Here is a 22,568-nt window from a genome sequence, read left to right as displayed (position 1 = left end):
GTGCGGGGCCCTTAGCGTGGTCGGGTTCAGAAATATAGACGCCGATCAGAGACCTGCATCGACTGGGAGCGCCCGTGACGCCAGCCCCTCTCGCCGACCGGCTCCGTGACCCGCGCGGGCCGCTGTTCTTCCCCGTCACCGCGTACGGCCCGGACGGCTCGGTCGACCTCGACGTGTACCGCACCCATGTGCGCCGCGGAGTCGAGGCCGGGGCCGCCGCCGTGTTCGCCTGCTGCGGCACCGGCGAGTTCCACGCGCTGCTGCCCGAGGAGTTCGAGGTCTCGGTCCGGGCGGCCGTCGAGGCGGCCGAGGGGCGCGTTCCGGTGGTCGCGGGCGCCGGGTACGGCACCGCGCTCGCCGTCCGCTACGCGCGTCTCGCGCGCGAGGCGGGCGCCGACGGACTGCTCGCCATGCCCCCCTACCTGGTGCTCGCCGGACAGGAAGGGCTGCTGCGGCACTACCGGGAGCTGACGGCCGCCACCGACCTGCCGGTGATCGTCTACCAGCGCGACAACGCCCTGTTCACCCCGCGGACCGTGGTCGAACTGGCCCGCACGGACGGCATCATCGGCCTCAAGGACGGCCTCGGCGACCTTGACCTGATGCAGCGCGTCGTCAGTGCCGTACGCACCGAGGTCCCCGGCGACTTCCTGTACTTCAACGGCCTGCCGACCGCCGAACAGACCCAGCTCGCCTACCGTGCCCTCGGCATCACCCTGTACTCCTCGGCCGTCTTCTGCTTCGCCCCCGAGATCGCCCTCGCCTTCCACCGGGCCCTCGGCGAGGGCGACGAGCCGGCCGTACGGCGCCTGCTGGACGGGTTCTTCCGGCCCTTCGTCGAACTGCGCGCCCAGGGCCGCGGCTACGCGGTGGCGCTGGTCAAGGCGGGCGTGCGGCTGCGCGGCCTGGACGTCGGGGAGGTGCGGCCCCCGCTGCACGAGCCGACCGAGGACCATGTCGGACAACTCGCTCGGCTGATCGAGCGGGGTTACGCGCTGCTGGAGGAGGACGCGTGAAGGCGTCGGCATTCGTCTACCCCTGGGACGTCAACGGGGACCCGGAGGCACCCGCGCGGATCGCCGCGCTCGGCGTGGCCGGGGCGACCCTCGCGTCCGCCTACCACTCCACGCGCGCCCTCACTCCCCGCCATCCCCGCCACCGCGTGGTCACGGCCGAGCACGCCGCCGTGCTCTACCCCCTCGACGCCGACCGCTGGGCGGGCCGCCCCCTGCGCCCCCATCCGGCCGGCGACTGGGCCCCGGGCGACGCCCACGGCGAGGCCGCCGAGGCGCTCACCGCGGCCGGCCTGGAGGTGCACACCTGGGTCGTCCTCGCGCACAACTCCCGCCTGGGCGCCGAGCACCCGGACACCTCGGTCGTCAACGCCTACGGCGACCGCTACCCGTGGGCGCCCTGCGTCGCGCAGCCCGCCACGCGCGCGTACCTCGTCGACCTGGCCGCCGAGGCCGCCGTACGGCCCGGCGCGCGGGGCACCGAGCTGGAGTCCCTCGGCTGGTACGGGCTCCAGCACCTGCACGCCCACGACAAGACCTCCGGGGTGAGCCTCGGGGACGCCGGGCAGTACCTGATGTCGCTGTGCTTCTGCCCGGCCTGCCGCGCCGGGTACGGCGAACAGGGCCTGGACCCGGACGCGTTGGCCGCCGCCGTACGAGCCGCGCTGGAGCCGCTGTGGCGGGGCGCGCCGGACGATGGCGGCTGGCCGGCGGTCGAGAAGCTCCTCGGTGACACCACGGCGGCCGCCACGCGCGCGTGGCGCGAGGGAACCGCCCGCGGACTCCAGGAGGAGGCCGTCGCCGCCGTACGCGCCGCCGCGCCGGAGGGCTTCCAGGTGCTGCTCCACGCGGACCCGGTGCCGTACCACTGCGGTGCCAACGCGGGCGTGGACCCCGCGCACATCCTGTCCGTCGCGGACGGAGTCGTGGTGCCGTGCGCGGGTGGTACGGACCTGCTGGCGCCCTTCGCCGAGCGGGCGGGCGAGGACACCGTGCTGGCCGCCAACTTCACCGTGGTCTCCGGGATGGGCGGCAGCCCCGGCACTCTCGCCGCCGACGCGGAACGGGCGCGGTCGCTCGGCGCCACCGAACTGCGCCTGTATCACGCCGGGCTGGCGTCGGACGGGGACCTGGCGTCGGTGCGCGAGGCGCTGTCGGGACGCTGAACCAGGGAGGCCGCCGTCGCGGACAGCGCCAGGCCGAACAGGCCCAGCAGCAGCCGGTGGTCCACCAGTTCGACCAGTCCCGCACCGACGGCGAGGCCGAGCGCGGTCGGCGTGAACATCAGGGTGCCCGCGGTGGCGGTCGCCCGGCCCAGCAGCGGTCCGGGCGTCTCGCGCTGTACGGCGGTGAGCGCGGCGATCAGCACACAGGGCAGACCCAGCCCGCCCGCCACCGCGCATGCCAGCGCCACCGGCTCGGACGGCACCGCCCGCGCGGCCACCGACACCGCCGTCAGCGCGATCCCGGCGGCCGCGAACCGCCGCTCGCCCAGCCGCCGCAGCGCCGTCCCCGACACGAGCCCGGTGGCCACCGAGCCGACGCCCTGGCCGGCGTACAGCACGCCGGCGTAGGCGGGGGAGCGGCCGAGGGCGTCCACGACGGCGTAGGTCATCGTGCTGTTCAGGGCCGTGAAGAGCATCGTGGCACCGCCCGCGCGCACCAGCGGGCGCAGCAGCGGGTGGCCCCACAGATGGCGGGCGCCCTCGGCGGTCTGCCGCCGCCAGTCGCCGGCGGGCCGCTCCGGCCGCTCCTCGGGGGCGCGCACGGGAATCCACAGGACCGCCGCCAGTGCGAAGGTGAGGGCGTCCAGGCAGGCGACGCCCGGGCCGCCGTACGCCCCGTACAGGGCCGCGCCCGTCAGCGGGGCGGCCAGTTTCACGCTCTCCACCGCGGTCGTCCGCAGCCCGTTGAAGTCACCGAGCAGGTGACGGTCGACGGCGGCGGCGACCAGGGCCGACTCGGCGGCGTCCTGGACGACGGTGGTCGCGCCGTACACCAGCAGGACGGCGAAGAGCAGCCACAGTCCGGCCGGGGTGCGGACGGTGAGCAGGGCGGGCAGGAGGGCGGCCAGGCCCAGGTTGGTCCAGATGAGCAGGGGTTTGCGGCGGACGCGGTCGGCGATCGTGCCGAGCGCCGGGCCGGCCAGGGTCGGTGCCCAGACCGCGAGCAGGCACAGGGCGGCCAGGCCGTTCGAGCCGGTGAGGTCCTTGACCCACACGCCGGCCGCCAGGCCGAGCGCGGAGCTGCCGAAGGCGGAGATCACCAGACCGGCGAGATACAGGCCGGCGTTGCGGTCGCGCAGCACGCGCAGCACGCTCCAGGTCGATGTCGTCAAGCTCGTCATGCCTGGCCATCGTGGGTCTGAGGCCCGCCGCGGCGCATCGGGCAGATGCCCTACAGGACGCCCGGGGGCCACTTCCTCTGTCAGAAGCATTGACGGCGACGCCGCATCGCTCCTACTTTCATCGCGTCGTACTTCGTACGTCATATATGAGACGCCATATGTGAGATCCGAGAGGCGCGCATGACCTCTGTGCCCACGCCGATCCCGTCCCGCACGCAGTACGTGCTGGACGCGATCAAGCACCGCATCCTGACCGGTCGGCTGACGCCCGGACAGGCCCTGGTGGAGACCGAGCTGGCCGCGCAGTTCGGGGTCTCCAAGACCCCGGTGCGGGAGGCGCTGAAGACGCTCGCCGGGACCGGGCTGGTCGTGATGAGCCAGTACAAGGGCGTCACGGTGCGCATGGTCGACGCGGACATGGCGCGGGAGGTCTACGACGTACGGCTGCTGCTCGAACCCGAGGCGCTGAAGCGGGCGGTGCGGCGCGGGGCCTCCCTCGACGCCGCCCGTGACGCGCTGACCCGGGCCGACGACGCCACCGACACCGCCGAACGCTCCCTGGCCAACCGCGAGTACCACCGCGCCCTGTACCTGCCCTGCGGCAACCCGCTGCTCGGCCGGATGCTCGACGAAATCCGGGACCAGGCGGCCCTGGTCTCCGCCGTCGCCTGGGCCGCCGACCCCTCCTGGGAGCGGGAGGCCGCCGAGCACCGGGAGATCCTGCGGCTCGCGCTGGCCGGTGACGCGGACGGCGCGGCCGGCGCCCTGCACGCCCACATCGCGTCGTTCGTCCGGCGTGCGTTCCCCGACGCCCAGGCAGAGGAAGGCCAGGAATGAGCAGCGTGGCGTTCGACACCCAGCGGGCCGCCCTGGCCGACGTGGTGGCCATCCCGGTGACCCCGTTCGCCGAGGACGGCACCGTCGACCGGGACACCCACCGGGCCCTGCTGCGCCGCCTGCTCGACGGCGGGATCACCACCCTCACCCCCAACGGCAACACCGGCGAGTTCTACGCCCTCACCCCCGAGGAGCGGCAGCTGGTCACCGAGCTGACCGTCGAGGAGGCCGGCCGGCGCGCCGTCGTCCTCGTCGGCGTCGGCCACGACGTGCCCACCGCCATCGCCTCCGCACGCCACGCCCGTGAACTCGGCGCCCAGATGGTCATGGTCCACCAGCCGGTCCACCCCTACGTCTCGCAGGACGGCTGGGTCGACTACCACCGCGCCATCGCCGAGGCCGTCCCCGAACTGGGCGTGGTGCCCTACATCCGCAACGCCCAGCTGCTCGGCGCCCGCCTCGCCGAACTCGCCGACGCCTGTCCGAACGTGATCGGCGTCAAGTACGCCGTCCCGGACGCCGCGAAGTTCGCCTCCTTCGCGCGGGACGCGGGGCTCGACCGCTTCGTCTGGGTCGCCGGGCTCGCCGAGCCGTACGCCCCCTCCTACTTCTCCGCGGGCGCCACCGGCTTCACCTCCGGACTGGTGAACGTCGCCCCGGCCGTCTCGCTGAACATGATCGAAGCGCTCCGGGCCGGCGACTACCCGGCCGCCATGAAGGTCTGGGAGCAGATCCGCCGCTTCGAGGAACTGCGCGCCGAGGGCGGCTCCGCCAACAACGTCACCGTCGTCAAGGAGGCCCTCGCCTCCCTCGGCCTGTGCCGCCGCGAGGTCCGTCCGCCCAGCAGACAGCTGCCCGAGGACGAGCGCGCCGAGGTCGCCGCCATAGCCGCGGGGTGGTCCCTGTGAAGCGCCCGGAGGAGCTCAGGAGCCACCAGTGGTACGGGACCGAGGGCCTGCGTTCCTTCAGTCACCGCGCCCGCACCCGCCAGCTCGGCTACCTCCCCGAGGAACACCTCGGCAAGCCCGTCATCGCGATCCTCAACACCTGGTCCGACATCAACCCCTGTCATGTGCACCTAAGGGATCGGGCGGGGGCCGTGAAGCGCGGGGTGTGGCAGGCCGGCGGCTTCCCGCTGGAGTTCCCGGTCTCCACCCTCAGCGAGACCTTCCAGAAACCGACCCCCATGCTGTACCGCAACCTGCTCGCGATGGAGACCGAGGAACTGCTGCGGTCCTATCCGGTGGACGGCGCCGTCCTGATGGGCGGCTGCGACAAGTCCACGCCCGCGCTGCTGATGGGTGCCGCCACCGTCGACCTGCCGGCCGTCTTCGTGCCGGCCGGCCCGATGCTCCCCGGGCACTGGCGCGACGAGGTCCTCGGCTCCGGGACCGACATGTGGAAGTACTGGGACGACAAACGGGCCGGCCTCATCGGCGACTGCGAGATGGCCGAGCTGGAGAGCGGCCTGGCCCGCTCGCCCGGCCACTGCATGACCATGGGTACGGCGTCCACGCTGACCGCCGCCGCCGAGGCGCTCGGCGTCACCGTGCCGGGCGCGTCGAGCATCCCCGCGGTGGACTCCGGGCACGACCGGATGGCCGCCCGGGCGGGCCTGCGCATCGTCGAACTGGTCCACCAGGACCGCAGGCTGTCGCACATCCTCACCCAGGAGGCGTTCGAGGACGCCGTCACCACGGTCCTCGGCCTCGGCGGCTCCACCAACGCCGTCATCCACCTCATCGCCATGGCGGGCCGCGCCGGCGCACGGCTCACCCTCGACGACTTCGACCGCATCGCCCGCACGGTCCCGGTCCTGGCCAACGTCCGCCCCGGCGGCCGGACGTACCTCATGGAGGACTTCCACTTCGCCGGCGGCCTGCCCGGCTTCCTCTCCCGGATCACCGACCTGCTCCACCTGGACCGGCCCACGGTGTCGCACGACACCCTGCGCGAGCAGCTCGCCGGCGCGCGGGTGCACAACGACGATGTCATCCGCCCCCGGGACAACCCGGTCGCGAGCGAGGGCGGGGTCGCGGTGCTGCGCGGCAACCTCTGCCCGGACGGCGCGGTCATCAAACACATCGCCGCCGAGCCCCACCTGCTCAAGCACACCGGCCCCGCGGTCGTCTTCGACGACTACAAGCAGATGCAGCGGACCATCAACGACCCGTCCCTCGGCATCACCGCCGACAGCGTGCTGGTCCTGCGCAACGCCGGCCCCAAGGGCGGTCCCGGCATGCCCGAGTACGGCATGCTCCCGATCCCGGACCACCTGCTCAAGCAGGGCGTACGCGACATGGTGCGGATCTCCGACGCGCGGATGAGCGGGACCAGCTACGGCGCCTGTGTGCTGCACGTGGCACCCGAGTCGTACGTCGGCGGCCCGCTGGCCCTCGTGCGCACGGGCGACCGGATCACTCTGGACGTCGAGGCCCGCACCCTCCGGCTCGACGTGGACGACGCCGAGCTGGAACGCAGGAGGGCGCGGTGGGTGCCGCCGCCCACCCGCTACGAGCGCGGCTACGGAGCGCTCTACAACGAACAGATCACCCAGGCCGACACCGGCTGCGACTTCGAGTTCCTGGCCCGTCCGGGCACGGTGCGCGACCCCTACGCGGGCTGACCGCAGTGGTGCGGACTCGCACACCCATGCCCATGGAGAAAGCGCTTCCCGTACGACGTACCGAGAACGGAGACAGTCATGGCCCAAGCCGCAGCCGTGGCGAACCCCCCCGCGCCACCCCGGCGGCGCCGTGCCTCCGCGACGCCGCGCAGACTGCCGTACCTGCTGATCGCCCCGGCCGCCCTGCTCATGCTGGGCTTCATCGCCTACCCGGTCATCAGCGTCTTCTACTACAGCCTGCAGAACTACAACCCCACCAAGCCGTGGCGCAACGGGTTCGCGGGCCTCGACAACTTCACCCAGGCCTTCTCGCACGACCCGCAGTTCTGGGACACGCTGACCTTCAGCGCCAAGTGGGTGGTGGTCGAGGTCGGGCTGCAGCTGCTGTTCGGTCTGGTCCTGGCGCTGATCGTCAACCAGACCTTCGTGGGGCGGGCGGTGGGCCGCGCGCTGGTGTTCTCCCCGTGGGCCGTCTCGGGCGTCCTGACCTCCGCGATCTGGGTCCTGCTCTACAACTCCCAGACCGGCGTCACCCGTTACCTCGCCGACCTGGGCGTCGGCTCCTACGGCACCAGCTGGCTCTCGGACACCTCGACCGTCTTCCCGGCGGCGGTGGTCGCCGACCTGTGGCGGGGCGTCCCCTTCTTCGCGATCCTCATCCTCGCCGACCTCCAGTCCGTCCCCAAGGACCTGTACGAGGCCGCCGAGGTCGACGGCGCGAGCCGGCTCAAGCAGTTCCGGCACATCACCCTGCCCCACCTGAAGGACGCCATCGTCCTGTCCACGCTGCTGCGTGCGGTGTGGGAGTTCAACAACGTCGACCTGCTCTACACCCTCACCGGCGGCGGCCCGGCCGGCGAGACCACGACCCTGCCGCTCTACATCGCCAACACCAGCGTCGACGCCCACAACTTCGGCTACGCCTCCGCCCTGACGACGGTGGCGTTCGTGATCCTGCTCTTCTGCTCGATCGTCTATCTGCGGCTGAGCAAGTTCGGAGGCGACGAGAAGTGATCACCGAGATCGCGCCCGCACCCGAGCGCGTGGCGTCCGAGCCTGCCCGGCCGCGCCGCGGGCGACGCTCCTGGGACCAGGTGCCGCGCCGGCACATCTACGTCCCCCTGGGCATCTACCTCCTGTTCACGCTGATCCCCTTCTACTGGATCCTGCTCTTCGCCCTGCGCCCGGACGGCTCCACCTCGCTCCTGCCCTGGCCCGTCACCTTCGACCACTTCCGGAAGGTGTGGACCGGGCGCGGCTTCGGCACCTACTTCACCAACAGCGTCTACGTCGGCGTCGCGACGCTCCTGCTGACCACGGTCGTCGCGCTGGCCGGCGGCTACGCCCTGGCCCGTTTCGACTTCCGGATCAAGCGCGCCTTCATGCTGGCCCTGCTCTGCTCCCAGTTCGTGCCGGGCGCGCTGCTGCTGGTCCCGCTCTTCCAGATCTTCGCGAAGCTGTCGATGATCAACTCGCTGGGCAGTGTCATCCTCGCCGAGACCGTCTTCCAGCTGCCGCTGTCCATGATCCTGATCAGCGGCTTCATCCGGAACGTGCCGTACTCCCTGGAGGAGGCCGCCTGGGTGGACGGCTGCAACCGGCTGACCGCCTTCCGGATCGTCGTCCTGCCGCTGCTGCGGCCCGGACTGATCGCCGTCGGCTCCTTCGCCTTCGTGCACGCCTGGAACCACTTCCTGTTCGCCCTGATGTTCCTGTCCGACCAGAGCAAGCAGACCATCCCGGTCGGCCTCAACACCCTGATGAGCGTGGACAGCGTCGACCTGGGCGCACTGGCGGCGGGCGGCATCATCGCCGCCGTACCCGTGGTGATCGTGTTCGCCTTCATCCAGAAGTGGCTGATCACCGGATTCAGCGCGGGGGCGGTGAAGGGGTGAGCCCGCGCCGTGCCACCCTCGTCGGCGACCGGACACCGAGCGCGGGGAGGATCCCATGAACAGCACAGCCCCACCGATCGTCCTGGCCGGCGCGCGCGGCCACGGCCACTGGCACCTCGACAACATCCGCCGGCTCCAGCGCGCGGGGCTCGTGCGGCTGGCCGGGATCTGCGAGCTGACCCCGCTCACCGACGAGGAGATCCCGCACGGACTGGGCACGCCCGCGCAGTCCCCCGACTTCGGGGGCCTGCTCGACTCCACCGGCGCCCGCATCGCCGTCGTCTGCACACCGATCCCCACCCACACCGGCCTGGCGCTGACGGCCGCCGAACGCGGGGTGCACATCCTGCTGGAGAAGCCGCCCGCGCCGTCGTACGCCGAGTTCCGCCGGATGGCCGACGGCGTCGCCGAGGCCGGGGTCGGCTGCCAGATCGGCTTCCAGTCGCTCGGCTCGCACGCCGTGCCCGCCATCCGCCGGCTGATCGCCCAGGGCGCGATCGGCGAGATCGTCGGAGTCGGCGGCGGCGGCGCCTGGGCCCGGGACGAGGCCTACTACCGGCGGGCCCCCTGGGCGGGCAGGCGACGCCTGAACGGTGTCGACGTCGTCGACGGCGTCCTCACCAACCCCCTCGCGCACGCCGTCGCCACCAGCCTCGCCGTGCTCGGCACCACCCGCGCCGAGGACGTCACCGGCATCGAGACCGAACTGCTGCGCGCCAACGACATCGAGTCCGACGACACCTCCTGCGTCCGTGTGAGCACCCCGCTGGGCCCGGTCACCGTCGCCGCGACCCTGTGCGCGGAGGAACCGGGGGAACCGTACGTCCTGGTGCACGGCTCCAGCGGCCGGATCACCTACTGGTACAAGCAGGACCGGGTGCTGCTCCAGCGGGCCGGGCACGGCCCGGAGGAGACCGAGTACCGGCGCACCGACCTGCTGGAGAACCTGGTCCAGCACCTCACCACGGGCGCCGGGCTGCTGGTCGAACCCGACGCGACCGGCGCCTTCATGAAGGTCGTCGAGGCGATCCGGCTGGCCGACGACCCGGCCCCGCTGCCCGCCGACGCCTGGCACCTGCTGCCCGCCGAGAACCGCCGGGTGGTGCACGGCATCGACGGCCTGGTCGCCGCCGCCGCCGACACCCTCGCCCTCTACTCCGAGCTGGGCGCCTCCTGGGCCCTTCCGAAGGAGGTGAGCACATGACGGCCCACGACAACCTGGTCCTGCGCGTCGCGGGCCGCCCGGTCGGCCGCTACGTCACCCGGCCCGAACTGCCGGCCCGCCTCTCCCCGCGCCCCTACCTGCACCCCGTCACCACCCTGTCCGGTACGGCGGTCACCGAGCTGAGCCCGGCCGACCACACCCACCACCTCGGCGTCGGTGTCGCCGTTCCCGACGTCGAGGGTCACAACTTCTGGGGCGGGCGCACCTACGTGCGGGACCAGGGGCCGACCGACCTCGACAACCACGGGGCCCAGCGCCACATCTCCTTCCAGCTGCGCGACCAGGACGGCTTCGTGGAGGAGCTGCGCTGGGTGGCGTCGGGAGCGGAACTGCTGCGCGAGCGCCGCACCGTGGCGGCCACCGGACTCACCCGGACCGCCTGGGCCCTGGACTTCACCTTCTCCCTCACCAACATGACGTCCGCCCCGCTCTCCTTCGGCAGCCCGGCCACGAACGGCCGCCCGGGCGCCGCGTACGGCGGCTTCTTCTGGCGCGCCCGCAAGGAGCCCGAAAACCCCCACGTCTTCACCCCCGACCGGGCAGGCGAGCCGGAGGTGCACGGCAGCCGCGCCGACTGGCTCGCCCTCGCCGGCACCACCTGGACCCTCGTCCTGGCCGGTGCCACGGACGCCACCCGCCGCGACCCCTGGTTCGTGCGGAGCGCCGAATACCCGGGCGTGGGCTCCTCGTTGGCGCACGACGAACGCCTCGCGATCGAGCCGGGCGACACCGTCGTCAGGCGCGTCGTCACCGTCGTCGCCGACGGCCGGCTCGACCGCGACGGAGCGGCGGCACTGGTGCGCAAGGCGGTGAGCCGGTGACTACGTACACCAACCCGATCCTCGACGCCGACTGGTCCGACCCGGACGTCCTCCGCGTCGGCGAGGACTTCTACCTCACCGCCTCCAGCTTCGGACGTGCTCCCGGCCTGCCGCTGCTGCACTCCCGCGACCTGGTCAACTGGACGCTGGTGGGCCATGCGCTCACCCTCCTGGAGCCCGCGGCCGAGTTCCGGACCCCGCGCCACGACCGCGGCGTCTGGGCGCCGTCGCTGAGACATCACGACGACCGCTTCTGGATCTTCTGGGGCGACCCCGACCAGGGCGTCTTCCAGGTCAACGCCCCCGCGATCCGCGGCCCGTGGACCCGCCCCCACCTGGTCAAGTCCGGCAAGGGCCTCATCGACCCCTGCCCCCTGTGGGACGACGAGACCGGCGAGGCGTACCTCGTGCACGCCTGGGCCAAGTCCCGCGCCGGTGTCAAGAACCGCCTCACCGGCCACCGGATGCACCCCGACGGCACCGAACTCCTCGACGAGGGCAAGCCGATCGTCGACGGCGACCGGATACCGGGGTGGTTCACCCTGGAGGGCCCCAAGCTCTACCGGCACGACGGCTGGTTCTGGATCCTCGCGCCCGCCGGCGGAGTGGAGACCGGCTGGCAGGGCGCCTTCCGCTCGCGCGACTTCTTCGGGCCGTACGAGGAGAGGATCGTCCTGGAGCAGAAGGACACCGACGTCAACGGACCGCACCAGGGGGGCTGGGTGCGCACCCCGTCCGGCGAGGACTGGTTCGTCCACTTCCAGCGGCGGGGCGCGTACGGCCGTGTCGTGCACCTCCAGCCGATGCGCTGGGGCGACGGGGGCTGGCCGGTGATCGGGAACGAGGGCGCCCCCGTCGCCGTACACGCGAGGCCCGACCTGCCGCCGCAGCCGCCCGCCGCGCCCGCCACCGACGACGACTTCCCCGGCGGACGCTTCGGCCGGCAGTGGAGCTGGACCGCCAACCCACAGGTCGGCTGGGCCACCCAGCACGCGGGCGACGGCCTCAGGCTGACCTGCGTCCGTTCACCCGACGCCCATGACCTGCGGAAACTCGCGAACGTGCTCACTCAGCGGCTGCCCGGCAGCCCGTCTGCGGTCGAGGTGGAGCTACGCCTGCACAGCGAGGAGCCGGGGGCCCGGGCCGGGCTCGCGGTGCTGGGGGACACGTTCGGCTGGATCGGGCTGCGGCGGGCGGCCGACGGGGCGGTGCGCCTGGTGCACCGGTTCGCCGAGGCCGACGCCGAGCAGGAGCGGGAGGCCGCACACGAGCGGCCCGCGCCCGAGGGGCACGCCCGGCTGCGCATCGAGATCGGGGCGGGGGCCCGCTGCCGGTTCCTCGCCGACACCGGGGACGGGTTCCGCCCCTCGGGCCCCGTCTTCGCCGCCACCGCCTGGCGCTGGGTCGGCGCGCTGCTCGGCCTGTTCGCCGTCGCGCCCACCGGACCGGGGCACGCCGGTGCCGCCGCCTTCACGCACTTCCGCGTCACTCCGCTCTGACCTCACCCCGCACGCCTGTTGGGAGCCGCCGTGCCACACCCCCGTAGCAAGCGCTTGCCGACCCATCTCTCCGTATCCCCCGGATCCAGCAGAACCCAGACGAACCCGGAAGAAGAGAGCCGACCGATGAAGAGCAGAATCCGCAGAAGCAGGCGCGCCGCCCTGGCCGTCGCCCTGGGCTCCGTCCTCGTGCTGGCCGCCACCGCCTGCGGTGACAACGGCAGCGGCGGCGCCGGGGACAAGGGCAACGAGGGCTCCGGCAAGGGCACCATCACCTTCTGGGACAACAACGGCGGTGTCCGGACCGACATCTGGAAGCAGATCATCGCCGACTTCGAGAAGCAGAACCCGGACATCAAGGTCGAGTACGTCGGGATTCCCGCCGCGAGCGCCCAGTCCAAGTACGACACCGCCATCCAGGGCGGCGGCCTGCCCGACGTGGGCGGTGTGGGGACCGCGATGCTCGCCGAGGTCGCGGTCCAGGGGGCGCTGGAGCCGCTGGACGGCCGGCTGCGGAAGAGTGCGCTGAACGGCAAGCTGAGCCAGAGCCTGCTGACGAGCAGCCGGGCCGCCGGCGGCGGGGACGAGCTGTACCAGCTGCCGACCTCCGCGAACAACGGCACGCTGTGGTACCGCACCGATCTGTTCCAGAAGGCCGGACTGGACGCGCCGACCACCTGGGCGAAGTTCTACGAGGCCGCCGACAGGCTCACGGACAGGGGCAAGAACCGGTTCGGCTTCACCATTCGCGGCGGCAAGGGGTCCATCGCGCCGGCCCTGGACGCGGCGTACAGCCAGAGCGGGATCACCTCGTTCTGGAACGGTGACAGGACCACCGTCAACGACCCGAGGAACGTGGCCGCCCTCGCGAAGTACGTCGCCCTGTACAAGAAGGACACACCGTCCGCCGACGTCAACAACGACTTCACCAAGATGGTCGCCCAGTGGGACAGCGGCACCATCGGCATGCTGAGCCACAACCTCGGCTCCTACCAGGACCATGTGAAGGCGCTGGGCGACAGGTTCAAGGGCATTCCGAACCCGACGCTCCAGGACGGCACGCGGGTGCAGATCTCCAACCCGGTCGACGGGCTGAGCCTGTTCAAGGCAGGCAAGAACAAGGCGGCCGCCTGGAAGTTCATCGAGTTCGCCGTCTCGCACGAGGAGAACTCGAAGTTCAACAGGTCGGCGGGGCAGGTGCCGGCGAACGTCGAGGCCGCCAAGGACGCCTGGATCCAGCAGGCCGAGCCCACCAAACTCGCGGCCGAGGCGCTGAACGGCGGCAGCACGAAGATCGTCCAGCTGCCGTACTACCTGCCGGACTGGAACACCATCTCCAAGTCGGACAACGAGCCCGACTTCCAGAAGGTGCTGCTCGGGAAGTTGAGCGCGAAGGACTTCCTGGACACGTTGGCCGATCAGCTGAACAAGGCCCAGGCCGACTGGAAGAAGAACCACTGAGTTTCCGGCCGGACCCGGTTCGTGGGGGGCACAGCCGCACAGGACACGGTCCCGCGCCCCCCGGCACGTCGCCCTGCCCCCTGTTCGAAAGGACACCGCAGTGCCGCTTTCCCGTCGACAGGTCACCCTGGCCGCCGCGGCGGCCGTTCCTCTCGCCCTCGCCGCCACCGGTACCGCCCAGGCCGTCCGCCGGCAGCGCACCCTGTACATCGCGGGTGATTCCACCGCCGCCCAGAAGTACGCCGACGAGGCACCCGAGACCGGATGGGGAATGGCCCTGCCGTTCTTCCTCCGCAAGGAGATCCAGGTCGCCAACCGCGCCATGAACGGACGCAGTTCCAAGAGCTTCGTCGACGAAGGTCGGCTCGACGCCGTCCTTTCCGTGATCCGGCCGGGTGATCTCCTGCTCGTCCAGTTCGGGCACAACGACGAGAAGTCCGCCGACCCCACCCGCTACACCGAGCCCTGGACGACCTACCAGGACTATCTGCGGCGGTACGTCGAGGGGGCCCGCGCCCATGGCGCCCGGCCCGTGCTCGCCACCTCCGTCGAGCGGCGGAAGTTCGACGCCGACGGCAACGCCCTGCCCACCCACGGCGACTACCCGGCGGCCATGCGGGCGCTCGCCCGGCGGGACGGCGTGGCGCTGCTGGACATCCAGGCGCTGTCGCTGGCGCTGTGGCAGCGGCTCGGCGTGGAGGCGACGAAGACGTACTTCAACTGGACCGCCACCGAGCAGGACAACACGCACTTCAACCCGCCCGGCGCGATCGCGGTGGCCCGGCTCGTGGCGCGGGAGCTGCTGCGCACCGGCGTGCTGGCCCGGCCGGACGTCGTCCGGCTGGACGAGGACATCCCCACGTCCTGGATCACCTGGCCCGCGCCGGGTGCCTGACCCGACGACCTTCCGACAAAGGAGAGCCGCACAGTGCGCACACGGAAATGTCATGGTCGCGTCATTGCAGTGCTCGGAGGCTGCACGGCCCTCGTCCTGTCCGTCACCGCGACGGCGTCCGCGCGGGCCGGGAACCTCCCCGGCCTCGACCGCCAGGTGCTGGCCGCGGAGGACGGCTGGGGCGCCTCGGGCACCGGGACCACCGGCGGTGCCGCCGCCGACCCCGCGCACGTCTACACCGTCACCACCTGGGACGCCTTCAAGGCCGCCCTCGCGGACGGCGGCAGCGCGCCGAAGATCATCAGGGTGCGGGGGACGATCGACGCCGACGGGCCGAGCTGCGACTCGTTCGCGGTGCCCGGCTACGACTTCGCCGCCTATCTGGCCACGTACTCCCCGCAGGCGTGGGGGCACTCCACCAACCTCGACGGCGAGCCCGCCGGCAGTCCGGAGGGCCTGCGCCGCGCCTCGGAGGCCAGGCAGGACGCCTACGTCAAGGCGTACGTCCCGGCCAACACCACGATCGTCGGCGTCGGCAAGGACGCCGGATTCAAGGGCGCCAGCCTCCAGATCAAGGGCGTCGACAACGTCATCGTCCGCAATCTGAGCCTGGAAAGCCCCCTCGACTGCTTCCCGCAGTGGGACCCGACCGACACCGCCGACGGCAACTGGAACTCCGAGTACGACAGCGCCGTGGTCTACGGCTCGACCCATGTGTGGATGGACCACAACACCTTCACCGACGGGGACCACCCGGACAGCACGCTGCCGTACTACTTCGGGCGGATCTACGAGCGGCACGACGGCGAACTGGACATCGTCAAGGGCGCGGACCTCGTCACCGCCTCCTGGAACGTCTTCGAGGACCACGACAAGACGATCCTGATCGGCAACAGCGACGGCGCCTCCACGGCCGCCGTCGACCGGGGCCACCTCAAGGTCACCTTCCACCACAACCTGTTCGCCAACCTGGTGGAGCGCGCCCCGCGCATCCGGTTCGGCCAGGTCGACTCCTACGACAACCACTTCGTCGCCGAGGACGGCTTCTCCTACAGCTACGGCATCGGCATGGAGTCGCAACTGGTCGCCGAGCACAACGCGTTCACCCTCCCGGACGGGATCCAGGCCGGTTCGATCCTGAAGAAGTGGAAGGAGGCGCCGCTCACCGCCGACGACAACTACGTCAACGGCGCCCCGACGGACCTGATCGCCGTCCACAACGCCCAGATCCCGTCCGAGATCCTCCAGTCGGGCGCGGGCTGGACGCCCACCCTGCGCACCAGGGTGGACCCGGCACGGGCCGTGCCCTGGATCGTCGACCACCAGGCGGGCGCCGGCCACCTGTGCTGAGACCCGTGCCCACGGGTCGGGGCACCCCGCCCCGGCCCACCCCTTCCTCTTCCTCCTCCCCGTGCTGCGAAGGAGCACCCGCATGCCCTCGCCCCACTCCCGACCGTCCCTGTCCCGGCGGGGTTTCCTCGTGGCGGGCGCCGGGGCGGGCGCCGCTCTCGGCCTCGCGACCGCCCCCGCCCGGGCCGCCGGCGGCCACCGCCCCTTCGGCCGGTACGGGACCCCGGCCCGCCGCCTCGACGACCGCACCCTCTACGTCGACCCGCACGGCCGGGGCGACTTCACCTCCGTCCAGGCCGCCGTGACCGCCGCGAGCGGCGGCGGCCGGACCCTGGTCCTGGCTCCCGGCACCTACCGGGAGACGGTCACCCTCGACGTCACCCGCACCGACGCGACCTGGATCGGCGCCTCCGAGGACGCGCGTGACGTCGTGATCGTGTACGACAACGCGGCCGGCACCGCCAAACCCGGCGGCGGCACCTACGGCACCACCGGCTCGGCCACCACCACCGTCCAGGCCGACGGCTTCACCGCCCGCTGGATCACCTTCGCCAACGACTGGCTGCGCGCCGACCACCCGGACATCACCGCCACCCAGGCCGTGGCGATCAAGGTCCAGGGCGACCGCAGCGCCTTCCTGCACTGCCGGTTCCTCGGCCACCAGGACACCCTGTACGCCGACACGACGGCCCTCGCCGCCTTCGCCCGCCAGTACTTCGCGCACTGCTACGTCGAGGGCGACGTCGACTTCGTCTTCGGCCGGGCGACGGCCGTCTACGACCACTGCCACTTCCGCACCCTGAACCGCACCGACCTCACGGCGCCGCCCTACGGGTTCGTGTTCGCGCCCTCCACGGCCCTCGCCGACCCGCGCGGCTACCTCGTCACCCGCGGCCGGATCAGCAGCGAGGCCCCGGACGCCTGCTACAAGCTGGCCCGCCCCTGGGTGCCCGGCTCGGACAGCACCGCCCGCCCGATGCTCACGGTCCGCGACACCTGGCTGGGCCCCGGCATCGACGCGGTCGCGCCCTACACCGACATGTCGGCCGCCCATCCATGGCAGGACCAGCGGTTCGCCGAGTACCGCAACACCGGGCCGGGCGCGGTCGTCACCGTGCCGGAGAACCGGCCCCAGCTCACCGACGCCCAGGCCGGATCGGCGACCAGGGAGGCCTACCTCGGGGACTGGACCCCGTGGAAGGGGTGCTGACGGCGATCCGCAGACACCCGGACGGGGGACGCGAGGGCCGTCCGGCCGGCCGAATGGTATCGATCGGGCAACGGGCCTCGCGCTCACCGGGGTGACGCGCGTAGAAAACCTGTCATGCATAAGCCACTTCGCTTCGCGGCCGTTGCCGCCGCCTGTGCCCTCGCCGGTGGGGCCCTGTACGGCGCCGGCGCGGCCACCGCGGGTCAGTCGACCGCCAACTCCACCCACGAGCCCTACAACATCGGGCAACTGGTGAAGGACATCGACACCTACTACGGCACCACGGCCGACAGCAACGGCGTGTACCAGGCGTCCCCGGACAGCCCGTACGCCAAGGACCTCGCGCGGCTCGACGCCGCCGCCGAGCGCTACATCGACCGGGCCGCGCGCAAGGCCCACCACCGGGGCGAGAAGCCCGCCGTCATGTTCGACATCGACGACACCCTGCTGCTCAGCCTCGACTACGAGAAGCGCTACAACTACACCTACAACGGCACCACCTGGGCCGACTACGTGAACAAGGCCGACCGTCCGGCCGTCTTCGGCAGCCCCGAACTGGTGCGGTACGCCGAGTCCAAGGGTGTCGAGGTCTTCTACAACTCGGGCCTGAGCGAGGCGCAGCGCACGGCGGCGGTGCAGAACCTGAAGAAGGTCGGCGCCGATGTGAACCTCGACGCCGGTCACATGTTCCTGAAGGACAAGGCCGACCCGCCGTCCTACCTGAGCGCCTGCGCGACCCCGGGCACCTGGAACTGCACGACCGTGCAGTACAAGTCCGGGACGCGCAAGCACATCGAGGACGACCTCGGGTACGAGATCATCGCCAACTTCGGCGACCAGTACTCGGACCTCGACGGCGGCTACGCCGACCGCACGTACAAGATCCCGAACCCGACGTACTTCGTGTCGTGACCGCCCGGCTCAGCCGTACGTCCTGAGCAGCCGGTCGTACTCGGCCCTCGTCACCGGCATCACCGTGCCGTGGCGGGGGCTGGCGGGCAGTTCGTAGCCGGTGGACTCGGTCCACTTGCCGGAGTCGAGGTCGGTGGTCTCGAAGGGGACGTAGCCGCGCAGTCCGTACTCGTCGATGAACAGGTACCACTTGTGCTCGGTGTTCGACTTGAACACCGTCGGCCCCTCGCCGCGCTGGATGGAGCCGCTGCCGATGCAGTCGGCGACGAAGCCGTACGCCGTGCTGGTCAGGCTCGTGGACTTCTCGCCGGTGATGAACTTCGCGCAGGGGGAGCTGGACGAGGGGTCCCGCTCGTCCTTGGTGTAGCGGTAGTAGGTGTCCTTGTACTTGACCACGGTCGAGTCGATGACCGAGTGCCCCGGGTCGTCCCAGACCTTCGGCGCGCTGAAGGTGCGGAAGTCCCTCGTCGTCGCGTACAGCATCTTGTTGTACGTCGATCCCGTGTGGCCGGGGTCGTCGTCCGCGTACAGCTTCGACGCCCAGAAGACCACGTACTGACCGAGCGCGTCGTCCCAGTACGCCTCGGGCGCCCAGGTGTTGCCCGCGTTGTCCGGGGACACCTTCGCCAGTCGCCGGTCGGTCCAGTGCACCAGGTCCCGGGACTCCCAGACCATGATCGACCTACTGCCGTGCCGCTGCACGTAGTCCCAGCTGCCGCTGCTGTTCTGGTACATGCGCAGGTCGGTGGCGATGAGGTAGAACCTGTCGCCCTCGGGGGAGCGGATGACGAAGGGGTCGCGCAGGCCCTTCTCGCCGATGGTGGAGGTCAGCACCGGCTTACCGTCGTTCAACTCCCGCCAGTGCAGCGGGTCGTTGCCCTTGCTGAGGGCGTAGCGGATCTGTTCGCCGTCGGCGGTTCCCTCGCCGGTGAAGTAGGCGAAGAGGTAGCCGGCGTAGTGGGGGTGTCTCACGGGCGGGGCTCCGGAGTGCGCGGTGCTGGGCGGGGCCGTCAGCAGGGCCAGCAGAAGGGCGGCGAGGGGAACGAGCAGGGTGCGGGGGCGCATAGCGATCCTGTGGGGGTGTGGGGGATTCTGTGGGATGGTGCGCGTTCTGGGGAGTCTGGCCAGGGGTAAAGCGCACGTCAATCGATCAGCACGCGATCAGACCTCGCGAAACTTTCGACCGTTCGCGAGCGGGGGACGGAGAAGCGCCCCGTCGGTCGTCACCGACGGGGCGCTTCCGTTGGCCGGTGGAGGGGGGCTCCAACCGGCCGGTGCCGGCCGAGGGGGGCTCAGGCCGGCAGCTCGGGGTCGTGCTGGTAGGGACGCGGAAAACGAACAAGTGGTTGTTTCCGCGTCGGCGCCCCGCCGCTACGCACGGCCGCCGTCACCGGTGTGCGGGACGAATCCGCCCCGTACCGCGTGCTGTCCGTCGGCCGCCGTGCCGGTGATCGTGTAGCCGTCGTTCTTCGCGCTGCGGCCGCCGCGCTCGTGGTTGTACTGCCCGGCGAAGACCCACTCGCCCACGGGGACCGTACGGCCCTCCTTGAGTACCCAGGTGTAGACGAGGAACCCGTCCCGCTGCTCCACGGTCTGGGTGAAGTCGGTCTCCGGCAGCGTCCGCCAGGCACCGGTCGGGGACACCCCGCCGGTCTCCGCCACCGTCAGCCGCACGGTCAGCGCGGTCAGTTGCTTCGAGGTCCTCAGGGTGATGTCGCTCTGCGCCCAGAAGTCGTTGCCGTGCGGATCGACCGAGCCGTCCGACCACAGCGGACCGTCCTGCTCGCCCGGGGCGGTGGTGGCCTGCGGGGCGCCCGGGGTCCCCGTGGCCGGGGCCGGGGGTGAACCCGGGTCGTGGGAGGAGCGCGTGGCGCCGGCGCTCGGGACGGCCGAACGGACCGGCGGCCGCATCGTGGCGTCCGGCGAGGGGGCCGGCGTGGGGGAGACGGCGACCGTCTGCCGGGCGGGCGGGTCGCCCTTCACCGCGGACGCCACCGCGTACCCGCCGGCCGCCAGCATCCCGGCCGCCGCGGCCGTGGCGCCGGCCACGCGGAGCCAGCCGTGGAGGGGCGGCCGGACGGCCCGGTGGTCGGGGCGGGTCTGCGCGGCCATCCCCCGCTCGACGCGGGCCAGGATGCGCGCGCGGTCGGGCTCGTGGGCCTCGGCCGCCTCGTGCAGCCGGGCGCGCAGTTCGTCGTGCACGTCCTGCTGCCTCATCGGCTCCGACCTCCGCTCTCACCGCTGCGCGCCATCGCCGCCTGCATCTGCCGCGGCACCCCCTGGGCGCCGAGCAGCCGCTGCAGTTCGGCCATGCCCTTGGAGGTCTGGCTCTTAACCGTACCCACCGACACTCCGAGCGCGAGCGCGGTGTCCTTCTCCGACAGGTCGAACGCGTGCCGCAGCACCACACACGCCCGTTTGCGGAACGGCAGCCTGCGCAGCGCCTCCTGTACGTCGACCACGCCGGCGATGTCGGGGTTCTCGGTCAGCTCCTCCCGGTGCGACCAGAACAGGGCGATCCGGCGGCGCTCGCGCACCGCGCCGCGGATGCGGGTACGGGCCAGGTTGGCGACGACGCCCCGCGCGTAGGCCACCGGGTGGTCGGCCGCGCGCACCCGGTCCCAGCGGTGCCACAGCGCCAGCAGCGCGTCCGCCGCCAGGTCGTCGGCGGCGTCCGCCTCACCGGTCAGCAGACGGGCGAGACGGGAGAGTTCGGCGTAGTGCCGTTCGAAGAAGGCATGGAACTCCACGGAGGCGGCGTCGTCGACGACTGTGCCCACGGGGGGAACCCTCTCTGTGTGTGTCAGGTGAATGACATGTAAGCATCCGGGGGTGGCCCGAGTGAGATGCGGAAGCGTAGCAGCGATCAACAGTTTGGTTCGTACGGGGGTACGAACGCCGTATGACGGGCCGGCACTCGATTCCGTAACACGGGGAAAACCTGAAACGGGTTCGACGCGGGAACAATCCAGCCAGCATCCGCACACCGCTCAGCAGGCGACGAGGAGTTCGACCATGTCCGAGACGCAGAAGGTGGACCAGCGGCCGAGCGCCGCGCCACCGGCCGGGAACAGCGTCGACCGGTACTTCAGAATCTCCGAACGGGGATCCACCTTCGGCCGGGAGATACGCGGCGGCTTCGCCACGTTCTTCACGATGGCCTACATTCTTGTCCTGAATCCGATCATCCTGGGCAGCGCCAAGGACAAGTTCGGCCACACCCTCGACACCGGCCAACTGGTCACCGCCACCGCCCTGGTGGCCTGTGTGATGACGATCATCATGGGCGTGGGCGGCAACCTCCCCCTCGCGATCGCCGCCGGCCTCGGCCTGAACGCCGTCGTCGCCTTCCAGCTGGCTCCCCTGATGAGCTGGCCCGACGCCATGGGCCTGGTGGTCCTCGAAGGCCTCCTCATCTGCGTCCTGGTGGTCACCGGGCTCCGGGAAGCGATCATGAACGCGATCCCGCAGCAGCTCAAGCAGGCCATCGGCGTCGGCATCGGCCTGTTCATCGCGTTCATCGGCTTCGTGGACGCCGGGTTCGTCAGCCGCGTCCCGGACGCGGCGAACACCACCGTCCCGGTGCAGCTCGGCGCGGCCGGCCGGCTCACCGGCTGGCCGGTGCTGGTGTTCTGTCTCGGCGTGCTGCTCACCATCGCGCTGGTCGCGCGCAAGGTGAAGGGCGCGATCCTCATCAGCATCGTGACCATGACGGCCCTCGCCGTCGTCATCGACGCCGTCGCCGACATCAAGAGCTGGGGCCTGACCACCCCGAAGCTGCCGGACAGGATCGTCGCGCCCCCGGACTTCGGACTCGTCGGTCACTTCAGCCTGTTCGGCGGCTTCGCCAAGGCCGGCGCGCTCACCGCCGTCCTGCTGGTCTTCACCCTCATCCTGTCCGACTTCTTCGACGCCATGGGCACCATCGTCGGCATCAGCGCCGAGGCCGGGCTGCTCGACGACGAGGGCCGGGTGCCCGGCATCGGCCGCGTGCTGTTCATCGACGGCGCCGCCGCCGTGGCCGGCGGCATCGGCTCCGCCTCCTCCAACACCGCCTACATCGAGTCGGCGGCCGGCGTCGGCGAGGGCGCCCGCACCGGCTTCGCCAACCTGGTCACCGGCGGCCTCTTCGGCCTGGCGCTCTTCCTCACCCCGCTGCTGACCATCGTCCCGCTCCAGGCGGCGGCCCCCGCGCTGATCGCGGTCGGCTTCCTGATGATGACCCATGTCAAGCACATCGACTGGGACCGGTACGAGATCGCCGTCCCGGCCTTCCTCACCATCGCCGCCATGCCGTTCACGTACTCCATCACCGACGGCATCGGCGCCGGCTTCGTGGCCTACGTCCTCGTCAAGACCGTCCTCGGCAAGGCCAAGGAGGTCAACTGGCTGCTGTGGGGCGTCTCCGCGCTGTTCCTGGTGTACTTCGCGATCGACCCGGTGGAGCAGGTGCTGGGCGTGAAGTAGCCGACGGAAC

At 71.6% G+C, this 22,568-nt stretch carries 19 protein-coding genes and 1 pseudogene; 16 read left to right on the top strand and 4 right to left on the bottom strand.

Translation table 11 applies throughout. The annotated features are described in order from the left end of the window. The first annotated feature begins 74 nt into the window (after positions 1-74). Both ACFYMM_RS03900 and ACFYMM_RS03895 read left to right on the top strand, forming a co-directional pair. The gene (locus ACFYMM_RS03900) at positions 75-1,016 is read left to right on the top strand and encodes a 5-dehydro-4-deoxyglucarate dehydratase (protein ID WP_388383526.1); all 942 of its coding nucleotides are present in this window, start codon (positions 75-77) and stop codon (positions 1,014-1,016) included. Beyond that, entirely contained in the window at positions 1,013-2,179 is a 1,167-nt protein-coding gene (locus ACFYMM_RS03895) for a hypothetical protein (RefSeq protein WP_388383525.1), read from the top strand. The genes ACFYMM_RS03900 and ACFYMM_RS03895 overlap by 4 nt, the downstream gene beginning before the upstream one ends. On the opposite strand, the gene ACFYMM_RS03890 is transcribed toward ACFYMM_RS03895, so the two are convergent. Further along, positions 2,116-3,360 carry an MFS transporter gene (locus tag ACFYMM_RS03890; RefSeq protein ID WP_388383523.1) on the bottom strand — a complete coding sequence of 415 codons (1,245 nt, stop codon included), beginning with the start codon at positions 3,358-3,360 and terminating at the stop codon, positions 2,116-2,118. The two genes, ACFYMM_RS03895 and ACFYMM_RS03890, sit on opposite strands and share 64 nt — an antisense overlap. A 180-nt stretch (positions 3,361-3,540) precedes the next feature. Here ACFYMM_RS03890 and ACFYMM_RS03885 point away from each other — a divergent pair, with 180 nt between their 5' ends. The 13 genes from ACFYMM_RS03885 (at position 3,541) to ACFYMM_RS03825 (ending at position 18,091) form a co-directional block, all read left to right on the top strand. Then, positions 3,541-4,197 carry a GntR family transcriptional regulator gene (locus ACFYMM_RS03885; protein ID WP_388383521.1) on the top strand — a complete coding sequence of 219 codons (657 nt, stop codon included), beginning with the start codon at positions 3,541-3,543 and terminating at the stop codon, positions 4,195-4,197. Continuing rightward, positions 4,194-5,105 (top strand): dihydrodipicolinate synthase family protein, encoded by a 912-nt coding sequence (locus tag ACFYMM_RS03880; protein WP_388383519.1) that lies wholly within the window; start codon positions 4,194-4,196, stop codon positions 5,103-5,105. The genes ACFYMM_RS03885 and ACFYMM_RS03880 overlap by 4 nt, the downstream gene beginning before the upstream one ends. After that, a complete protein-coding gene (araD, locus tag ACFYMM_RS03875; RefSeq protein WP_388383517.1) occupies positions 5,093-6,823 on the top strand; it encodes an L-arabinonate dehydratase in 1,731 nt (576 codons plus the stop codon). The genes ACFYMM_RS03880 and araD overlap by 13 nt, the downstream gene beginning before the upstream one ends. A gap of 78 nt (positions 6,824-6,901) precedes the next feature. Next, a complete protein-coding gene (locus ACFYMM_RS03870) occupies positions 6,902-7,837 on the top strand; it encodes a carbohydrate ABC transporter permease (protein WP_388383515.1) in 936 nt (311 codons plus the stop codon). Continuing rightward, positions 7,834-8,718, top strand: coding sequence for a carbohydrate ABC transporter permease (locus ACFYMM_RS03865; RefSeq protein ID WP_388383513.1), 885 nt, complete (start codon positions 7,834-7,836; stop codon positions 8,716-8,718). Before ACFYMM_RS03870 ends, ACFYMM_RS03865 begins: the two co-directional genes overlap by 4 nt. 55 nt (positions 8,719-8,773) lie before the next feature. Continuing rightward, positions 8,774-9,922 carry a Gfo/Idh/MocA family protein gene (locus ACFYMM_RS03860; protein WP_388383511.1) on the top strand — a complete coding sequence of 383 codons (1,149 nt, stop codon included), beginning with the start codon at positions 8,774-8,776 and terminating at the stop codon, positions 9,920-9,922. Beyond that, positions 9,919-10,764, top strand: a complete 846-nt coding sequence (locus ACFYMM_RS03855; RefSeq protein ID WP_388383510.1) for a PmoA family protein — start codon at positions 9,919-9,921, stop codon at positions 10,762-10,764. Before ACFYMM_RS03860 ends, ACFYMM_RS03855 begins: the two co-directional genes overlap by 4 nt. Further along, positions 10,761-12,263, top strand: a complete 1,503-nt coding sequence (locus tag ACFYMM_RS03850; protein WP_388383508.1) for a family 43 glycosylhydrolase — start codon at positions 10,761-10,763, stop codon at positions 12,261-12,263. Before ACFYMM_RS03855 ends, ACFYMM_RS03850 begins: the two co-directional genes overlap by 4 nt. A 126-nt stretch (positions 12,264-12,389) precedes the next feature. After that, positions 12,390-13,724, top strand: a complete 1,335-nt coding sequence (locus ACFYMM_RS03845) for an ABC transporter substrate-binding protein (protein WP_388383506.1) — start codon at positions 12,390-12,392, stop codon at positions 13,722-13,724. A 100-nt stretch (positions 13,725-13,824) separates the two neighbouring features. Beyond that, positions 13,825-14,619 (top strand): rhamnogalacturonan acetylesterase, encoded by a 795-nt coding sequence (locus ACFYMM_RS03840; protein ID WP_388383504.1) that lies wholly within the window; start codon positions 13,825-13,827, stop codon positions 14,617-14,619. Positions 14,620-14,652: 33 nt separating this feature from the next. Further along, positions 14,653-15,969 (top strand): polysaccharide lyase family 1 protein, encoded by a 1,317-nt coding sequence (locus tag ACFYMM_RS03835; protein ID WP_388383502.1) that lies wholly within the window; start codon positions 14,653-14,655, stop codon positions 15,967-15,969. Positions 15,970-16,051: 82 nt separating this feature from the next. Continuing rightward, positions 16,052-17,179 carry a pectinesterase family protein gene (locus tag ACFYMM_RS03830; RefSeq protein WP_388383500.1) on the top strand — a complete coding sequence of 376 codons (1,128 nt, stop codon included), beginning with the start codon at positions 16,052-16,054 and terminating at the stop codon, positions 17,177-17,179. A 114-nt stretch (positions 17,180-17,293) separates the two neighbouring features. Next, positions 17,294-18,091, top strand: coding sequence for an HAD family acid phosphatase (locus tag ACFYMM_RS03825; protein WP_388383498.1), 798 nt, complete (start codon positions 17,294-17,296; stop codon positions 18,089-18,091). 15 nt (positions 18,092-18,106) lie between these two features. On the opposite strand, the pseudogene ACFYMM_RS03820 reads toward ACFYMM_RS03825, so the two are convergent. The 3 genes and pseudogenes from ACFYMM_RS03820 to ACFYMM_RS03810 form a co-directional block, all read right to left on the bottom strand. Beyond that, positions 18,107-19,156 (bottom strand): annotated as a pseudogene (locus ACFYMM_RS03820) (glycoside hydrolase family 43 protein); the annotation flags it as partial. 306 nt (positions 19,157-19,462) lie between these two features. Then, positions 19,463-20,308: a hypothetical protein gene (locus ACFYMM_RS03815; protein ID WP_388383496.1), complete on the bottom strand. Its 846-nt coding sequence runs from the start codon at positions 20,306-20,308 to the stop codon at positions 19,463-19,465. Continuing rightward, the gene (locus tag ACFYMM_RS03810; RefSeq protein ID WP_388383494.1) at positions 20,305-20,871 is read right to left on the bottom strand and encodes a SigE family RNA polymerase sigma factor; all 567 of its coding nucleotides are present in this window, start codon (positions 20,869-20,871) and stop codon (positions 20,305-20,307) included. The genes ACFYMM_RS03815 and ACFYMM_RS03810 overlap by 4 nt, the downstream gene beginning before the upstream one ends. Positions 20,872-21,106: 235 nt before the next feature. Between ACFYMM_RS03810 and ACFYMM_RS03805 the strand changes: the two genes are divergently transcribed. Further along, positions 21,107-22,558 carry an NCS2 family permease gene (locus ACFYMM_RS03805; protein ID WP_388383492.1) on the top strand — a complete coding sequence of 484 codons (1,452 nt, stop codon included), beginning with the start codon at positions 21,107-21,109 and terminating at the stop codon, positions 22,556-22,558. Positions 22,559-22,568 lie beyond the last annotated feature (10 nt).

Source organism: Streptomyces sp. NPDC006739, from assembly GCF_042869815.1.
Classification (GTDB): Bacteria; Actinomycetota; Actinomycetes; order Streptomycetales; family Streptomycetaceae; genus Streptomyces.
The sequence above is the reverse complement of the archived record's forward strand: the minus strand, read 5'-3'. Positions and strand labels throughout refer to the sequence as shown.

Coding starts and splice junctions, on each gene's coding strand:
- ACFYMM_RS03890 (WP_388383523.1), bottom strand. CDS start 3,360: ATGACGAGCTTGACGACATCGACCTGGAGCGTGCTGCGCGTGCTGCGC.
- ACFYMM_RS03885 (WP_388383521.1), top strand. CDS start 3,541: ATGACCTCTGTGCCCACGCCGATCCCGTCCCGCACGCAGTACGTGCTG.
- ACFYMM_RS03880 (WP_388383519.1), top strand. CDS start 4,194: ATGAGCAGCGTGGCGTTCGACACCCAGCGGGCCGCCCTGGCCGACGTG.
- ACFYMM_RS03870 (WP_388383515.1), top strand. CDS start 6,902: ATGGCCCAAGCCGCAGCCGTGGCGAACCCCCCCGCGCCACCCCGGCGG.
- ACFYMM_RS03860 (WP_388383511.1), top strand. CDS start 8,774: ATGAACAGCACAGCCCCACCGATCGTCCTGGCCGGCGCGCGCGGCCAC.
- ACFYMM_RS03855 (WP_388383510.1), top strand. CDS start 9,919: ATGACGGCCCACGACAACCTGGTCCTGCGCGTCGCGGGCCGCCCGGTC.
- ACFYMM_RS03845 (WP_388383506.1), top strand. CDS start 12,390: ATGAAGAGCAGAATCCGCAGAAGCAGGCGCGCCGCCCTGGCCGTCGCC.
- ACFYMM_RS03830 (WP_388383500.1), top strand. CDS start 16,052: ATGCCCTCGCCCCACTCCCGACCGTCCCTGTCCCGGCGGGGTTTCCTC.
- ACFYMM_RS03825 (WP_388383498.1), top strand. CDS start 17,294: ATGCATAAGCCACTTCGCTTCGCGGCCGTTGCCGCCGCCTGTGCCCTC.
- ACFYMM_RS03815 (WP_388383496.1), bottom strand. CDS start 20,308: ATGAGGCAGCAGGACGTGCACGACGAACTGCGCGCCCGGCTGCACGAG.
- ACFYMM_RS03805 (WP_388383492.1), top strand. CDS start 21,107: ATGTCCGAGACGCAGAAGGTGGACCAGCGGCCGAGCGCCGCGCCACCG.